12 protein-coding genes and 1 pseudogene are annotated in these 14,252 nt (G+C 67.9%); all 13 read left to right on the top strand.

Annotation, left to right across the window (positions count from 1 at the left end; genetic code table 11):
- Nucleotides 1–35 precede the first annotated feature (35 nt).
- The 13 genes and pseudogenes from eccCa (at nucleotide 36) to ACZ55A_RS16050 (ending at nucleotide 14,117) form a co-directional block, all read left to right on the top strand.
- On the top strand, nucleotides 36–4,010 hold the full coding sequence (eccCa, locus tag ACZ55A_RS16110; RefSeq protein ID WP_468839904.1) for a type VII secretion protein EccCa: 3,975 nt from the start codon (nucleotides 36–38) through the stop codon (nucleotides 4,008–4,010).
- A 92-nt stretch (nucleotides 4,011–4,102) separates the two neighbouring features.
- Nucleotides 4,103–5,530, top strand: a complete 1,428-nt coding sequence (locus tag ACZ55A_RS16105) for a DUF6177 family protein (RefSeq protein WP_468839901.1) — start codon at nucleotides 4,103–4,105, stop codon at nucleotides 5,528–5,530.
- 157 nt (nucleotides 5,531–5,687) lie between these two features.
- Nucleotides 5,688–6,020, top strand: coding sequence for a hypothetical protein (locus ACZ55A_RS16100; protein ID WP_159748025.1), 333 nt, complete (start codon nucleotides 5,688–5,690; stop codon nucleotides 6,018–6,020).
- A 50-nt stretch (nucleotides 6,021–6,070) separates the two neighbouring features.
- Nucleotides 6,071–6,382, top strand: a complete 312-nt coding sequence (locus ACZ55A_RS16095) for a pore-forming ESAT-6 family protein (protein WP_468038917.1) — start codon at nucleotides 6,071–6,073, stop codon at nucleotides 6,380–6,382.
- A 133-nt stretch (nucleotides 6,383–6,515) separates the two neighbouring features.
- Nucleotides 6,516–6,971: a DUF6507 family protein gene (locus ACZ55A_RS16090; RefSeq protein ID WP_468839896.1), complete on the top strand. Its 456-nt coding sequence runs from the start codon at nucleotides 6,516–6,518 to the stop codon at nucleotides 6,969–6,971.
- A complete protein-coding gene (locus ACZ55A_RS16085; protein ID WP_468839893.1) occupies nucleotides 6,968–9,751 on the top strand; it encodes a hypothetical protein in 2,784 nt (927 codons plus the stop codon). The genes ACZ55A_RS16090 and ACZ55A_RS16085 overlap by 4 nt, the downstream gene beginning before the upstream one ends.
- 11 nt (nucleotides 9,752–9,762) lie before the next feature.
- Complete coding sequence (locus ACZ55A_RS16080) at nucleotides 9,763–10,614, top strand: immunity 49 family protein (RefSeq protein ID WP_468839891.1); 852 nt, start codon at nucleotides 9,763–9,765, stop codon at nucleotides 10,612–10,614.
- 14 nt (nucleotides 10,615–10,628) lie between these two features.
- Nucleotides 10,629–11,489 carry an immunity 49 family protein gene (locus tag ACZ55A_RS16075; protein WP_468839888.1) on the top strand — a complete coding sequence of 287 codons (861 nt, stop codon included), beginning with the start codon at nucleotides 10,629–10,631 and terminating at the stop codon, nucleotides 11,487–11,489.
- Between the two features lie 26 nt (nucleotides 11,490–11,515).
- Nucleotides 11,516–11,674, top strand: a complete 159-nt coding sequence (locus ACZ55A_RS16070; RefSeq protein ID WP_468839885.1) for a hypothetical protein — start codon at nucleotides 11,516–11,518, stop codon at nucleotides 11,672–11,674.
- Nucleotides 11,675–11,888: 214 nt separating this feature from the next.
- A pseudogene (locus tag ACZ55A_RS16065) lies at nucleotides 11,889–12,528 on the top strand (immunity 49 family protein).
- Entirely contained in the window at nucleotides 12,525–12,881 is a 357-nt protein-coding gene (locus tag ACZ55A_RS16060) for a hypothetical protein (RefSeq protein WP_468839882.1), read from the top strand. The pseudogene ACZ55A_RS16065 and the gene ACZ55A_RS16060 overlap by 4 nt, the downstream one beginning before the upstream one ends.
- Nucleotides 12,882–12,957: 76 nt before the next feature.
- The gene (locus ACZ55A_RS16055) at nucleotides 12,958–13,233 is read left to right on the top strand and encodes an Imm49 family immunity protein (protein WP_468839880.1); all 276 of its coding nucleotides are present in this window, start codon (nucleotides 12,958–12,960) and stop codon (nucleotides 13,231–13,233) included.
- Complete coding sequence (locus ACZ55A_RS16050) at nucleotides 13,221–14,117, top strand: DUF5655 domain-containing protein (RefSeq protein ID WP_468839878.1); 897 nt, start codon at nucleotides 13,221–13,223, stop codon at nucleotides 14,115–14,117. Before ACZ55A_RS16055 ends, ACZ55A_RS16050 begins: the two co-directional genes overlap by 13 nt.
- Nucleotides 14,118–14,252: the final 135 nt, after the last annotated feature.

Raw genomic sequence — 14,252 nt, 5'->3', positions numbered from 1 at the left:
CAGATGCCGAGCCCGATCGTGAATGACGGACGATGATGAGTACCCGACTGATCCACCGCCCGGCCAGGACCACCCGGCCCCCGGCCGCCTCCACCGCACGCATCATCGAGGCCCCGCCCAACCTCCCCGAGGGGAAGGCGGGCAATATCGCGATGTCGCTGCTGCCCGTCGCGGGTGTCATGTCGTCCGTGGTGATGATGACGGTCGTGCGCAACAGTCAGTTCGCAGGGCTGGGCGCGATCATCCTCGTCGTCACCGTCATCGGCTCGGTCGCGCTGGTCTTCTCGCAGCGTGGCAAGGCCCAGCGCACCCGACGCACCCAGCGGGAGGCGTATCTCGCGTACCTGGAGGATCTGCGCGAGGAGCTCTCCGCCGAGGAGCGCCAGAGGCGCGAGCATGCCGACGTCCTCAATCCGCCGCCGCCTGCCCTGTACGACATCGTGCGCGATCCGGCTCGCCTGTGGGAGCGCCGCCGCGTCGACGGCGACTTCCTGCGCGTGCGGGTCGGCACCGGCGAGATGCCCGTGCGCGACCTGCAGATCGCTCAGCAGGGCTCGTCGGTCCTCACCCCACCCGACCGCTTCATGCTCAATGAAGCCTCGGCGCTGATGGCCCGCTTCCGCACCGGCACCGAACTCCCGCTCACCGTCCCGCTCGACCGCGTCGGCAACATCAGCGTCATCGGCCCCCGCGAGGACTGCCTGCGCATCGCGCGCGCCCTGCTCGTCCAGGCCGGCGCCCTGCACGCCCCCGACGACGTGGCCATAGCGCTGGCCGTGCCCGGGGATCGGCTCGACGATTGGGCGTGGGCCAAGTGGATGCCGCATCTGCTCGACACCGAGCAGTTCGACGGCCCCGTCGCCGCTCGCCGTATCGCCCCCTCCGTCCCCCAGCTCGCCCGGCAGTTCGGCGCCGAACTGCGCCGCCGCGCCTCCTACGCGGCCGAAGTGCGGCGCGGCCTGTCGGACAACGACGCCCTGTCCATGACGTCCCGGCTACTGGTCGTCGCCGACGGACACGGGGAGGACGCCGTCGACCTGCCGCGTCCCGACGAGGCAGTTGGTCTGCGGGAGATGGGTGTCACCGTCCTGCACCTGCTCGACCAGCGGGTCCAGGAGCCGGGGCATGTCGGCGTGCGGATCACTGTCGACGGCGACCAGGTGATCATCGAGGACCTGCGCGCACAGGAGCCGGTCAGCGCCCACGGCACCGTGGACGAGGTCAGCGTCCCGTTCGCCGAGGGCCTGGCCCGGATGCTGGCACCGCTGCGCCTGTCCGCCGAATCGCTCACCGACGCCCCCCTGACCGGGCCCGTCGACTTCGCCGAGCTGCTCGGCGTCGACGACGTAGCGCAACTCGACCTCTCACACCTGTGGGCGCCGCGCGGCGAACGTGCCTTCCTACGGGTACCCATCGGCATCAACGACTCCCACGAGCCGGTGCTCTTGGACCTGAAGGAGTCCTCCGAGCTCGGCATGGGCCCGCACGGCCTGTGCGTCGGCGCCACCGGCTCGGGGAAGTCGGAACTCCTGCGCACCATTGTCCTCGCCCTGGCGACCACCCACCCGCCGGAGGACCTCGCGCTGGTCCTGGTCGACTACAAAGGTGGCGCAACCTTCGCACCGTTCACGGACTTGCCGCACGTCGCTGGCGTCATCACCAACCTGGAGAACCAGGCCGGCCTCGTCGAGCGCGTCCACGCCTCGCTCGCCGGCGAGGTCAAACGCCGCCAGCAGGTCCTCAAGGACGCGGGCAACATCGCCGACATCGGTGACTACGCCGCGCTGCGCGCCAGCCGGCGTCCCGATCTGGAGGCGCTGCCGCACCTGTTCGTCGTCATCGACGAATTCGGCGAACTCCTCACCGCCAAACCGGACTTCATCGACCTGTTCCTGTCCATCGGCCGCATCGGCCGCTCGATCGGCGTGCACCTGCTGCTGTCCAGCCAGCGCATCGAGGGCGGCCATCTCAAGGGCCTGGACACCTACCTCTCCTACCGGCTCGGCCTGCGCACTTTCTCCGCAGACGAATCCCGTACGGTCCTGGACACCGCGGACGCCTTCCACCTGCCGCCGCTGCCCGGATTCGGCTACCTCAAGGTCGACACCAGCCACTACGACCGCTTCAAGGCCAGCTATGTCTCGGGCGCCTACCGCGGCCCCGTACAGCGCCCGGGCGACGAGGAGAGCGGACCCCTCGCCCTTCCCTACGACACCTTCAACACCCTGTCCTCCGCCGAGGATTCGGACGCGCAGGAGCCGACGGTGCGGCGCCGCGAGATGGGGCCGACCGAGCTGGGCGTCATGGTCGAGCAGCTGGCGAACGCCGCCGGTACGGTGCGCCGCATCTGGCTGCCCCCGCTGCCCGACGCGATCACCCTGGACACGGTCGCCGGACCGTTGGACGTCGGCACGCGCGGTATGCAGCTCGCGGGGCGCCGTGGCCCACTAGAGGTGCCGCTGGGCCTGCTCGACGATCCGGCCAGGCAGTGGCAGGGCCGTTGGTACCTGGACCTGACGGTGGCGGGCGGCCACGCCGCCGTCATCGGCGGCCCGCAGTCTGGCAAGACCACGCTTCTGCGGACCCTCGTCCTCTCACTCGCGCTGACCCACACCCCGCAGGAGGTCGGCATCTACGGCCTCGACCTCGTCGGCGGCGGCCTGGCGGCCGTGTCGGGCCTTCCTCACGTCGGGGGTGTCGCGGGTCGCGTCGACCGTGAGCGGGTGGCGCGCACCGTCGACGAGGTACGGCACATGCTCGCGGCTAGGGAGGACCTCTTCCGCGAGCACGGCATCGACTCCGTCGATCAGCTGCGCGACCTGCACGCGGCGGGCCGGCTGCCGCAGCTGGCCTCCGCCGAGATCGTGCTCGTCATCGACGGCTTCGGGGCGCTGCGCGACGACTTCGAAGAGCTGGAGGACGCCGTCGCCGACATCCTTCAACGCGGCGGCGGTTACGGCATCCACGTCGTGGCAGGCATGCTGCGCTGGAACGACGTGCGCATCGCCGTCCAGTCGAACTTCGGCACCCGCGTCGAGCTGCGGCTGAACGATCCCAGCGAGTCCAGCATCGACAGCAAGCTGGCGGTGACTCTTTCGCCCGACGAGCCCGGCCGCGTCCTGACCGCCGGCAAGCTCTTCGCGCAGGTCGCGCTTCCTCGGACGGACTCACTCGCCGATACCGCGGACATGGGCGCGGTTCTGGAGCGTGCGGCCCGGACGATCCGCGCCACCTGGAGCGGTGAGGTGGCCCAGCCGGTGCGGGTGCTGCCGCACCTCCTGGAGCCCCACCTCCTGCCGGGCCCGGTCGCCGAACCCCAGCGGGTGCCCATCGGCCTGGACCAGACGGCCCTCGAACCCGCTCTGCTCGACCTGTTCCAGCATGACCAGCACCTGCTGATCATGGGCGACAGCGAGTGCGGCAAGACGAACCTCCTCAAGACCATCGCCGGCGGCCTCGTCGAGCGTTTCAGCGAGGACGAGCTGGTCTTCGCCGTCATGGACCCGCGGCGCAGTCTGCGCGGCGCGATCCCCGAGGAGTTCAACGGCGGATACGCGTACAACGCCAAGCTGTGCGCGGGCCTCGCCGCCGGCATCGCCACCGAATTGGACAAGCGGCTGCCCGATGACAGCGCGCGCCTTGAGGACCTGGAGCCCGGCAGCTGGGGCGGCGGTCCGCGGATCGTGGTTCTCGTCGACGACTACGACGTCCTGACCACCGCCGGCCAGGAACCGCTTGCCCCCTTCCTCCCCTACGTCCCCTCCGCGGTCGACATCGGCCTGCACTTCGTCCTGACGCGCCGCGTCGCAGGCGCCTCCCGCGGCATCTACGAACCCCTCGTCCAGGGCCTGCGCGAGTCCGGATCCTCCGCACTCCTCATGGCAGGCGACCGCGGCGAAGGCCAGCTCTTCCCCGGCGTCTACGCCTCCCAGCAGCCACCGGGCCGCGGCGTCCTGATCCGCAGAGGACAGCCCAACCGCCTGATCCAAACCGTGTACACCGCCGGCTGACGCATCGCGGACCCAAAGCCCGCGCACGCGTCCCATGCGACCCACGGATCGCTGGGATCCATGCCACGAACGACGAAGGACCGGACGAGAACATGACCAAGGACGTCATCGCCCTCACCCAGCGCATGCCCAACCCGGCAACCATGCTCGCTGGCCTACTCTCCGGAGGCTCCGACAACCTCGTCGACACAACAGGCGAAGGCGCCGTCATACGACTCTGCGACGAGGAAGGCCGCCCCCTCGTCTCCGTCGAGGCCCCGCTGCTCGTCCAGGTCCCCGGCGAAGCCGAACGGCTCCTCGGCGCTACCCCACCACCCATCCCCTACTGGTGGACGGAAGCCCGCGCCACCACCGGCGTCGAGCACGCCGAGCGCCTGGCGGGCACCTTCGCCGCCCGGCTGGCCACCTTGGCCAACGGTTCCGCCTGGCCACCCGAAGCCGCCCACAACCTCGCCGTGGTGAAAACCGACGGCGTAAACGTCGCACCCACCCCCGCCGACCCCGCCGCCGGTCAGGCCACCGTCGACGTCCTCACCGACAAAGTCGCCGTCGTCATCCAGGACCGCCCCGTGGTCGCCATGACAGCCTGGCTCTCGCACGCATACCAGACAGCCGCCAACGCCGAGCTGGGCCTGCAGATCGTCACCCCGCCCGGAACCACACTCTCCCCCGCCGTACGCGACAGCCTCAGCCACTGGCCCTCCCGCTGGGTCCTACGAGACGAACGCGACGGCTACTACGACGGGCTGACCGGAGCCGTACTGTCCTGGCAGGACGGCATGTTCGCCCCCGTCGCGTCACCCGACGCCACCGCCGACGACCCCCGCACCCCGCTGGCCGCCGCCTACCAAGATGTCGAGATCACGTGCGAGCGCCAGCTGGCCATCACCTTCCGCACCACCCACCCCGCCGACGAACGTCTGGTACTCGGCGGCGCACTGGAAGCGATATGGCGCGAACTCACCGGCGAGCCCCCGGCCGGCTGGGGAACCGCAGAACCCGCCACCCTCCCCTGGTCACCACGCCAAATGACCGACATCGCCTACGAGCGGGCACCAGCACCGACCTGGTTCGTGGTGGTCGGCAGCCCAGACCGGCCCGGCATCGCCACCATACGCGTCAAGCGCACGAAGGCAGGCGTGGAGGAATACGTCACGCTGGCGTTCGGCTACGGAGCTGACGAGGAGCCGCCGGTGGAGGCCCTGCCCAGGGCCGCGGAACTGCTCGCCACCCGCCACCGCCTCACCTCAATGCTCGTACAGATCCGCAAAGCCCGCCGCGACCTGGCCGTGCCGCCCCGCTTCGAGGGACCCGGCGTCCCGTTCGCCTTCGTACTCGGCGCTGAGGAAGTCCACCAGATGCCCGACGACCGCACCCGCCACACCCCGCTGTCCCAGCCGCCCGTCCCCCTCGGCCCCAAGACCCGCCCCGCGCTGTACTACCCACTGCCCGGCGACCCCTCCGACCTGTCGGGCTGGCAGGACTTCGAACGCCTCATGCGGCATCTCAAAGGCGAGTAGGAACGCCTGATTGCGCAAGTGACGGGTGCGGCCCCTGGCACCTTTGAGCCATTGTCACACCCTCGTCATAGCATCGGGATTGTGAATTGCACCGGTCATGTCCCAGTTGATAGGCATGACCGCACATACGATCGTCAAGTCTGGCAGGGGGAGCCCGATGAAGTTCGACATGGGAGCACAGACGCTCTCGACCCTGAGGTCGAAGTCGCAGGGATCGAGCACGGAACTGGGGACGCTGATCCACCAACTCGTCCAAGCAGCGCAGCCGCTGGAGGGCAAGTTCAACGGCGCAGGCAAGGCGGCGTTCGACTCCTTCAAGGCGAACGCGGACGAGATCACGGCGTCGCTGAACAGCGCGCTGTCCGCGATTGTGGGCGGCCAGTCGGGTATGGAGTCGGCATTCGGCTCGGGCGTGCAGGAGCAGGCCGACAACGCCCGGACGCAGATGGCGGCGGCGAACTTCGACGCGGCCCGCTTCTCAGGCCGCTGACAGCCCGGTAGCTACGGAAGTACACAGAGTCTTTAGGGGGAGTGATTGTGATGGCTGCTGGCATGGACCGTCGTTCGTACGACTCGGGTGCATCAGCGGAGGCGCAGGGCAACATCCAGGCGGTGATCGGCCGTCTGGAGCAGGTGATCGCGGCGCGTGATGCGCAGGTCAAGGCGGCGATGGCGGATTTCGCGGCGGATGGTGTCGCCGAGGAGTACCACGGCAAGGAGCAGCGCTGGAACCGCGCCTCGCAGGAGGTCCGGAGCATCATCCAGCTGCTGAAGACGACGCTGGAGAAGAACGACTCCACCGCGCACCAGACACTCGCACGCGCGAAGGCCGCAGTCGACAACATCGGCTGAACCACCCCCAGCGCACCAGCAGACGGAAACACTGCTTTGTGGTGCGCCGATGGGTTGTTGGCCTCCGTGGAGGCGGCGGTGTCGCGCGGGTCGTGGTGCGTGGGTGCAAGAGATGAGGAATACGGGGGCATTCGTGGCGTCATGGGACATTCGGCCGCAGGGAGTGCAGGGCCAGTTGAAGGTCGTCGGCACGCACGCCGAAGACCTCGGCACAGCCCTCAACACACTGCTCGCCGACATCCAGGAGGCCGCCCAGGCGGCCGGTACGGCCGTGCCGGGCACGCAGGCCACCACGTCACCGAACGGGCTGATGTCGGCGTCGGGGTACAAGCCGGTGGGACCGGTGGCCCCGGACCTGTTGCCGAAGACGGCCACGGGCCCGGTCGCCGCCGCGCTGGTCGAGTACGTGAACGGCCGCAAGAAGGGCATGAAGGCGATGGCCGACCGTTGCCAGGCCGCCGTCTGGGGCGCCGCCAAAGCCACCAATGAATACGTCCAGGGCGACCTGGAAGCGGCCAAGAATGCCCAAAGCGCCGCCTACAGGGTGCGGCTGGATGCTCTCAAGGACTTCGGGGGGAAGAAGAAGTGAGTGGCGGACCGGTCGATCCGGCCGACGTACCGGTCTTCACCGGGGACCTGGACGTTCTCGAAACCAAGATCAAGGCGCTCTCCCGCGGCGGCTCCACGATCGAAACGGCCGGCTCGGACGTCCACAAGTCCTTCGGCGGCCTGGCCGCCTTCTACAAGGCACCCGAGGCGGAGCAGCTGTTCGGCGTCACCAAACCGGTGGAGGACACGGCACATGACCTCGGCGAGGACATGCGCGTCATCGCCAAGGCACTGGGCACCTACGCCCGCGAGATCACCCCTCTGATCGAGAAGTTCAAGCAGCTCAAGAAAGAAGCCGCCGACTTCCAAGCCAACGAGGCCGCCGAAGACGACTGGAGCGAAGACGGCGACCTGACCGACGAGAACCTGGCCCGCCGCAACAAGATCGCCGAAGTCTGGTCCGCGTTCCAGGAAGCCGAGCGCAACTGCCACGCCAAGATCGTCGGCCTCGTCAATGGCAAGGCACTCCACGTCATCGACGCCACCCACAAGACGGGGTACGGCTACAACGCCGAAGACCTCAAGCAGGCCAAGAGCCTGCCCTGGGGCGACGCGGTCGAGGAATCCATTCCCGGGTGGCAGGTGTGGGAGCACGCCTGGGAATTCGGCAAGGGCTTCGTCGTCGACGGCGCAGGAGCCGGCGTCGAGGCGCTGAAAACCCTGTTCGGCGGGCACGGAGGAGACGCCGCCGGCGAGGCATGGCTCGGTCTCGCCAAGCTCTCCACCGGCATCACCATCACCACCGCCATGCCCTTCCTGGCCGCCCCTTACTTCACGACACCCGGGCACATGCTTCCCTCCTGGTTGCGGGAATCGCGTACCGCGATGCTTGAGACCGGAAAAGCGTTCGTCGCCTGGGACCAGTGGGGATCGAACAACTCTCGGGCCGCAGGCGCTGTCACCTTCAACGTCCTGAGCGCCGTCATCACCCGGGGCGGCGGCAGCGCCGTAGCGGGCGCGGGCAAGGCCGCCACGGCGGCCAAGGCCATCTCCGTCGGTAGCAAGGTGGCCCAGGCCATCGATCCGATGACCTACGTCGCCAAGGGCGCAGGCGTCGGCCTGACGAAGCTCCGCGGTGTAATGGCTGGCCTCAAGGAAGCCGGCCACGTCGAGGTCCCGAAGATCTCCGACGGCACCTACAGCCTGCCCGAAGGCTCCCAAAAGTTGCCGGACGGCACGATCCAGCTACCCAAGGACGCCGCCGTTCCGGAGGGGGCGACTAGGCTCCCGGGCGGCAGAATCAAGCTGCCCGAAGACACGGTCACCCTCCCGCCGGACACGGTGAAGAACCCACTCGGCGGCCCGGGGAAGTACATGGGCAGCGATGGCTCTCTGTACAGGGAGGACGGGAGCCTCCTCCAGAAGGGCGATGAGGCCAGGAGGGAGAATGTCCCCAACCCGAAGGCGGGCGCGGACAACCCACGGGTCGAGACCACGGTCCGCCAGGAACAGCGGGTCCCGGCCGGCGTCGGCGGACGCAGCGACGACATCACACGCGTCGGCTCGGAAATATCCGACCCGGTGCGTGCCAGCGACGACCTCACGGCCAGCCGCCCCGACATGACTCCGGGCGGCACCGTGGGCCACACCCCTGGCGGCAATGCGGGCGACCACATGCCCACGAACAACCTGGACAACGGGGCAGGCGGCACCAGCCGCACCGGCGACAACCCCACGGGCGGCGCGGGCCACACGGACACCCCGTCCACGGGCGGCGACCACAACGTGCCAGGCGGTTCCACGACCGACAACGGCATCCCGGGCGGTGGCCACCCAGACACCCCGTCGACGGGCGCCGCCCACCCAGGCAGCGATGACGCGGCCCGCGGCTCCGACGACGCAGCTCACCGAGCGGAGTACGACGCTGCCCGCGCGAAGCCAGCCGACGACCGGACGCCCGCAGAACGGGCGGCCATTACCCGCGAGCACGTCCGGTTGGCCAATGAGGACCCGGTTTGGCGCGCGGAGCACTACGACAAGTGGGGGCCCGGCAAGCGCAACAACGCCGAGGAAATGGTCGACGGCCAGCTCCTGCCGAAGCTCGTCGAGAAGCCGGGCGGCGGTTGGATGGCCGCCGACAACCTGCCGTACGCGAACCCGGAGAGGTACCACCTCGACGACCTCCGCCGCGACCGGGACACGGTCGGTTCGCTAGGCGACCTCAACCACCTCGACGACGTTTCTGCCAAGCGTGTGGCGGGTATGGACCTGAACGCTGCCGAGAAGGCATTCGACGCCAACCCGACCGATGAGATGGCGAAGGCGCTCGACGACGCGCAGGATCACTTCAACAAGACGGTCGGCGAGGGCGTCTCCAACAACACCAAGCTCGGCGAGGCCCTCGGCGAGGAGGCTGCACGCCGGCACATGCTCCTGCAAAAGGAGTTCGAAGGGGCCAGGGAGATCACCGACCTTCCCGATACCCCCAACGGATCCAAGAGGTTCGACCAGCTCTGGCGTGACAAAGACGGCAACCTCATCATCGTCGAGGCGAAGGGCCCCAACGGGACACTTGAATGGCGCCAGGGCAACGGAAAGTTCGACAGGGGCACCAAGGTGAAGCAGGGCACCCTCGAGTACGTCCGCACAATCTGTGCCGATATGCGGGAACGCGCACTTCTGTCGCCGAAAGACGCCAAATACGCCAAGGAGATCATGACGGCCATCGAAAACAAGACCCTGCGCTACGTTCTCGTCCAGGCCACCGAGAACACCGGTAAGTATGCTGGTGCTGAGCTAAAGCACTTCAAAATTTTCTAAGGAGAAACGCGTTGGTCTCGAACATCCCCCGCCACCCCTTTCCCACAGGGAACGCGGAAGAGGGCCTCGCCGTGCTCCAGGAGAATGCACAGGAACTGATCGACGGTCTGGAAGCGAGCTCTGCCAATCTGGGTGACGCCCTGGATACCACGCTCACCCTGGCGGAGGCGCACTGCCTGATGGACCCGAGGGCAGCGATCTTCCCCACGTGGGACGCCTGGGTGAACGCAATGCAGGTCGGCTCCGCCCTGTTCGCCGCCGCGACCACGACCGAGGAGCACGTGCAGTGCCGCATCGCGCACAAGGACCGCACGCTCCGGGCCACCGGCGCGCAGTGGTACGTACACCCGGGAACCTGGCTCAGTGCCTTCTACCTGGCTGTGGTGTGCCGAGAGAAGGACAGGATCACAGCCCTGTGCCGTGTACCCCTGTCCCTGCTACGGGAGAACGGCTCACGCTTCGGGGAGTACGACTACGCCTGGATCGACACCCTCCAGACCTATTGGCTCAGCGGCCAGGACCTCGTCCCGAAGCTGGTGACCGCGGTCGACGCCACCGACCCGGAAGCCGTCGACGACCCTGAGACGGTGGGCAAGCTGCTGTACCCCCCCATGGAGATGTTCCACCGCTTCATCCGCAAGGACCAGGACGGCTTCAGCAAGGCACTGGCCAACGCCCTCCAGTGGCACAAGCAGTACTGGAGCGACGAGGAGCGAGCCTTCCAGATCTCGGGCCTCGTCGCCCTCGCCCCCCTCGCCATGGCCTGCATCGCCCACGACGCGGGCATCCCCATCGAGGTCGAGTCCGAGTACCTGCCCGCCGTCCTCATCAAGCGCAACTGGTGCGGCGAGTTCCCCACGTGAGACACCTGGAACAGATGGCAACGCGCATTCCGCGCCAGGACTATCAGAAGGACACGATGGCGGCGGTGGTTCCCGTCATGGAGGAGTCACTGTCCTATTCGCTGGAGAAGATCGAGACCTCGCACAACTCCAGGTCGGATGCCGTCATGGAGTCACTGAACGTCGCACTCGTCCGCTCTGTGGGGGACCCCGGTGCCGTCATGCTGGAGACGTGGGAGTCCTGGCTGCTGGCCATGCAGGTGCATTCGGCCGTCTTCGCCGCCGCCGATCCCGACCGGGAGGCGGTCACCTGCAAGATTCGCCAGGAGGAGCGCCACCTCGCCACCACCGGGCCGCAGACCTACCTCAACGCGGACACCTGGCTCGACGCCTTCTACCTCGCGGTCATCTGCCGTGAAGCAGCCCGCCTCGACATGCTGGCCCGGATCCCGGTGTCCCTGCTGCGCGACTTCGGCGGCGCCCTGGACGAGTACACCTACGCCTGGGTGGAGACCCTCCAGAGCTTCTGGCTCCACCGGGACGACCTGCGCACGCACCTGGTGCGCGCCGTGGACCTGAGCGCTCCCGAGCAGGCCCGCGTCGTCGACGCGGAAGAGATGGGCAAGCTCCGGTACCCGCCGATCATGATGCTCTACCGCTACCTGCGCAACGACGCCGCCGGCTTCAACGAGGCCCTGGCCGACGCCGTCCGCTGGCACAAGGAGTACTGGACCGCGGACGAGGACCGCACCCACAACATCCTGGGCGTCGTGGCCCTCGCCCCGCTGGCGATCGCCTGCCTGGCCAAGGCCAACGGCATCCCGGTCGAGGTCGAGACCGACTACCTCCCCGAGGCCCTCATCGACTTCGCCTGGCGCGGCGAGTTCGACGCGTAACACCGCACCCCACGTGAGGCGCACACATGACCATGGTCATCCCACGCCACGCATTCCGTATGGGCAACGTGGCCGTGATCACGGCGCCGGTCGTCGACCATGTCAAGATCACAGAGATCGAGGCTGCCGCGTTCATCGAAGCGGTGACGACGAAATTCCTTGGCTCCCGGGAGGTCCCACCGTGACCGTCACGCTTCCTCGGCATAGTGCGCCAAGCCCTAATGCTCCGGAGTGGGCGCAGGAGCTGGGCCAGGACCTGACGGAGGACATCGACGAACTCGAGCAGTCCTCGGAGACGATCGACTCACGTTCAATACCGCTCTTCTGTACCTGCAAGCCCGCTGCACGATCGATCCGCGAGCCGTGGAGCTGGAGACGTGGAAAGCGGTCGTCAACGCGATGCAGCTGGGCTCTGCGATGTTCGCCGCGGCAGGCGTGAGCGAGGGCACCGTCGAGTGCCGAATCAACCGGGAGCTGCGCAATATCCCAGCGCTCGGTCCGAGTTCATTCGCTGACGCGGGTAACTGGCTGACGTCGTTCTGGTTGACCGTTGTGTGCCGGGACCAGAAGCGAATGACGGAGCTCTGCGAGATCCCGCTTGACCGTCTCCGCTCACCACAAGGGGCCTACGACGAGTACATCTACCACTGGGTGGATGTACTGCAGACGTACTGGTTGCAGCGGCCGGGGCTGGTGGACAAGCTCATCTCCGCGCTCGAGACGTCGCACTCAGACGTGGCTTCGGTCTCTCCCCGGCCTCTGCTGCAGGCCGTGCTCTACCCACCGATCAACCTCTTCCACCGCTTCGTTACCAAAGATGAGCAGGGCTTCCACCAGGCGCTGGTGGAGGCGCTGGAGCTGCACAAGGGGTATTGGACTGCCGACGGGGAGGGCGAAGGACCCCGACGGGCGGATCGCTCTGGGCCCGCTCGCCATTGCCTGCCTCGCCTATGACGGGGAGATCACGATCGAGGTCGAGTCCGAGTACCTGCCCAAGCACCTCCTGCGCCGCGGTTGGCTCGGCGAGTTCCCCACGTGAGCCACACGAGCATTCCCCGCCATCACTTCCGTACGGACAACATGGCGGAGGCCATGGAGCCGGTCGTCGCGGCCGCCCAGGACGCCATCGAGGGGATCGAGGCATCCGAAGACGACCGCTACGACGCGCTGTCGTTCTCGCGCTCGGTGGCGAAGTGGCACTGCCTCCAGGACCCCGTTGCGGGCGACCTCGAAACCTGGGAGTCGTGGGTTCTCGCCATGCAGGTGGGCTCCGCGCTCTTCGCCGCCGGCACGGCGCAGGAGGGCCCGGTGGCCTGCCGGGTCGGGACCTTGGACGAGGCGCGGAAGCTGCCCGCGACCGGCCCGCGGGATTACCTGCACGCCGGGAACTAGCTCACCTCCTTCTACCTTCTACCTGGCGGTGATCTGCCGCGAGAACGAGCGGGCGAAGCAACTGGCGTAGGTCCCGGTGGAGTTCCTGCGTGCCTCTGGCGCGGAGTTCGACGAGTACGTCTACGCCTGGATCGAGACCCTCCAGCACTTCTGGTTCGGCCGCTCGCAGGTCTGGGAGACCCTGGTCACCGCGGTCCAAGGCACCGCCCCGGAGCAGGCACGGATCGCCGACTCCGAACTAATGCTGAAGATCACATCATTTCCACGCCTCCGAAGCCTCTCGCGGAAACAATCCCGCACCTCATCGGCGTTTACGATCTCCGAGCCGAGGAGGGGAAGGTGTCGGGCCTGAAGCTGTTCCGTAAGGACACGACGAATAGCGACGTGACCGAGGTCACGCCGCATCTTGCTGATGTCGAGGCAGATGTGCAGGGCCTTGTCGAGGCGCACATGGAGACGCTGCTGGGCGTCCGATTCCTGGCGAGTGAGTACAGCACGGGGCCGGTTCACGGGGGCCGGATCGATTCGCTCGGGCTGGACGAGAACGGATCGCCGGTCATCGTCGAGTACAAGCGCGGCGTCGATGCCGGCGTCATCAACCAGGGCCTGTTCTACCTGGCATGGCTGATGGACCATCGCGCCGAGTTCGAGCACGTGGTCCGCGACCGGCTCGGGGTGACGGCCGCGTCCCAGGTCCTGTGGAGCGGCCCTCGCCTGATCTGTATCGCCGGCGACTTCACGCGCTACGACGTGCATGCAGTGCGCGAGCACCGGCGGTCGATCGATCTGGTCCGCTACCGACTCTTCGGCAGCGACCTGCTCGGCCTTGAGACCGTGGCGTCTGTGAGCGGCGGCATGCAGGTAGTACGCCGGGCGCGCCGCCAGGCGGTTGCCCGGGATGCGGCCGACGTCCAGGGCGCGTCGATGGTGGAGCTGGCGGATGCTGTCGACGAGGCACTGCTCGGGATCGGGGACGGTGTGAACCGCGTCGAGCGCAAGCAGTACCGGGCGTATCAGCGGTTGCGGAACTTCGCCTGCCTCTGCCCGCCGCAGCGCAGCAAGCTGCTGGTCTACCTGAAGGTCGACCCGCAGGACGTCGACCTCGTTCCGGGTTTCACCCGTGACGTGTCCGGTCTCGGTCACCACGGGACGGGTGATCTGGAGGTGCAGCTGCGTACGCCGCGAGACGTGGAGCGGGCGCAGGATCTGTTCCGAGCGAGCTACGCGGCGGCGTGATTGCTTGTCAGCCTGTGGGCCGTGCGCGGTTCGCGGCTGGTCTGTGGCCGTCGGGAGATGCCTATCGACGTATGGGCAGGGAGTGCCGGTGGACGATCAATGACGAGCGGGATCGCCGGTTTGCCTACCGGCGAT

The organism is Streptomyces sp. NPDC034111 (genome assembly GCF_055575375.1).
The sequence above is the reverse complement of the archived record's forward strand: the minus strand, read 5'-3'. Positions and strand labels throughout refer to the sequence as shown.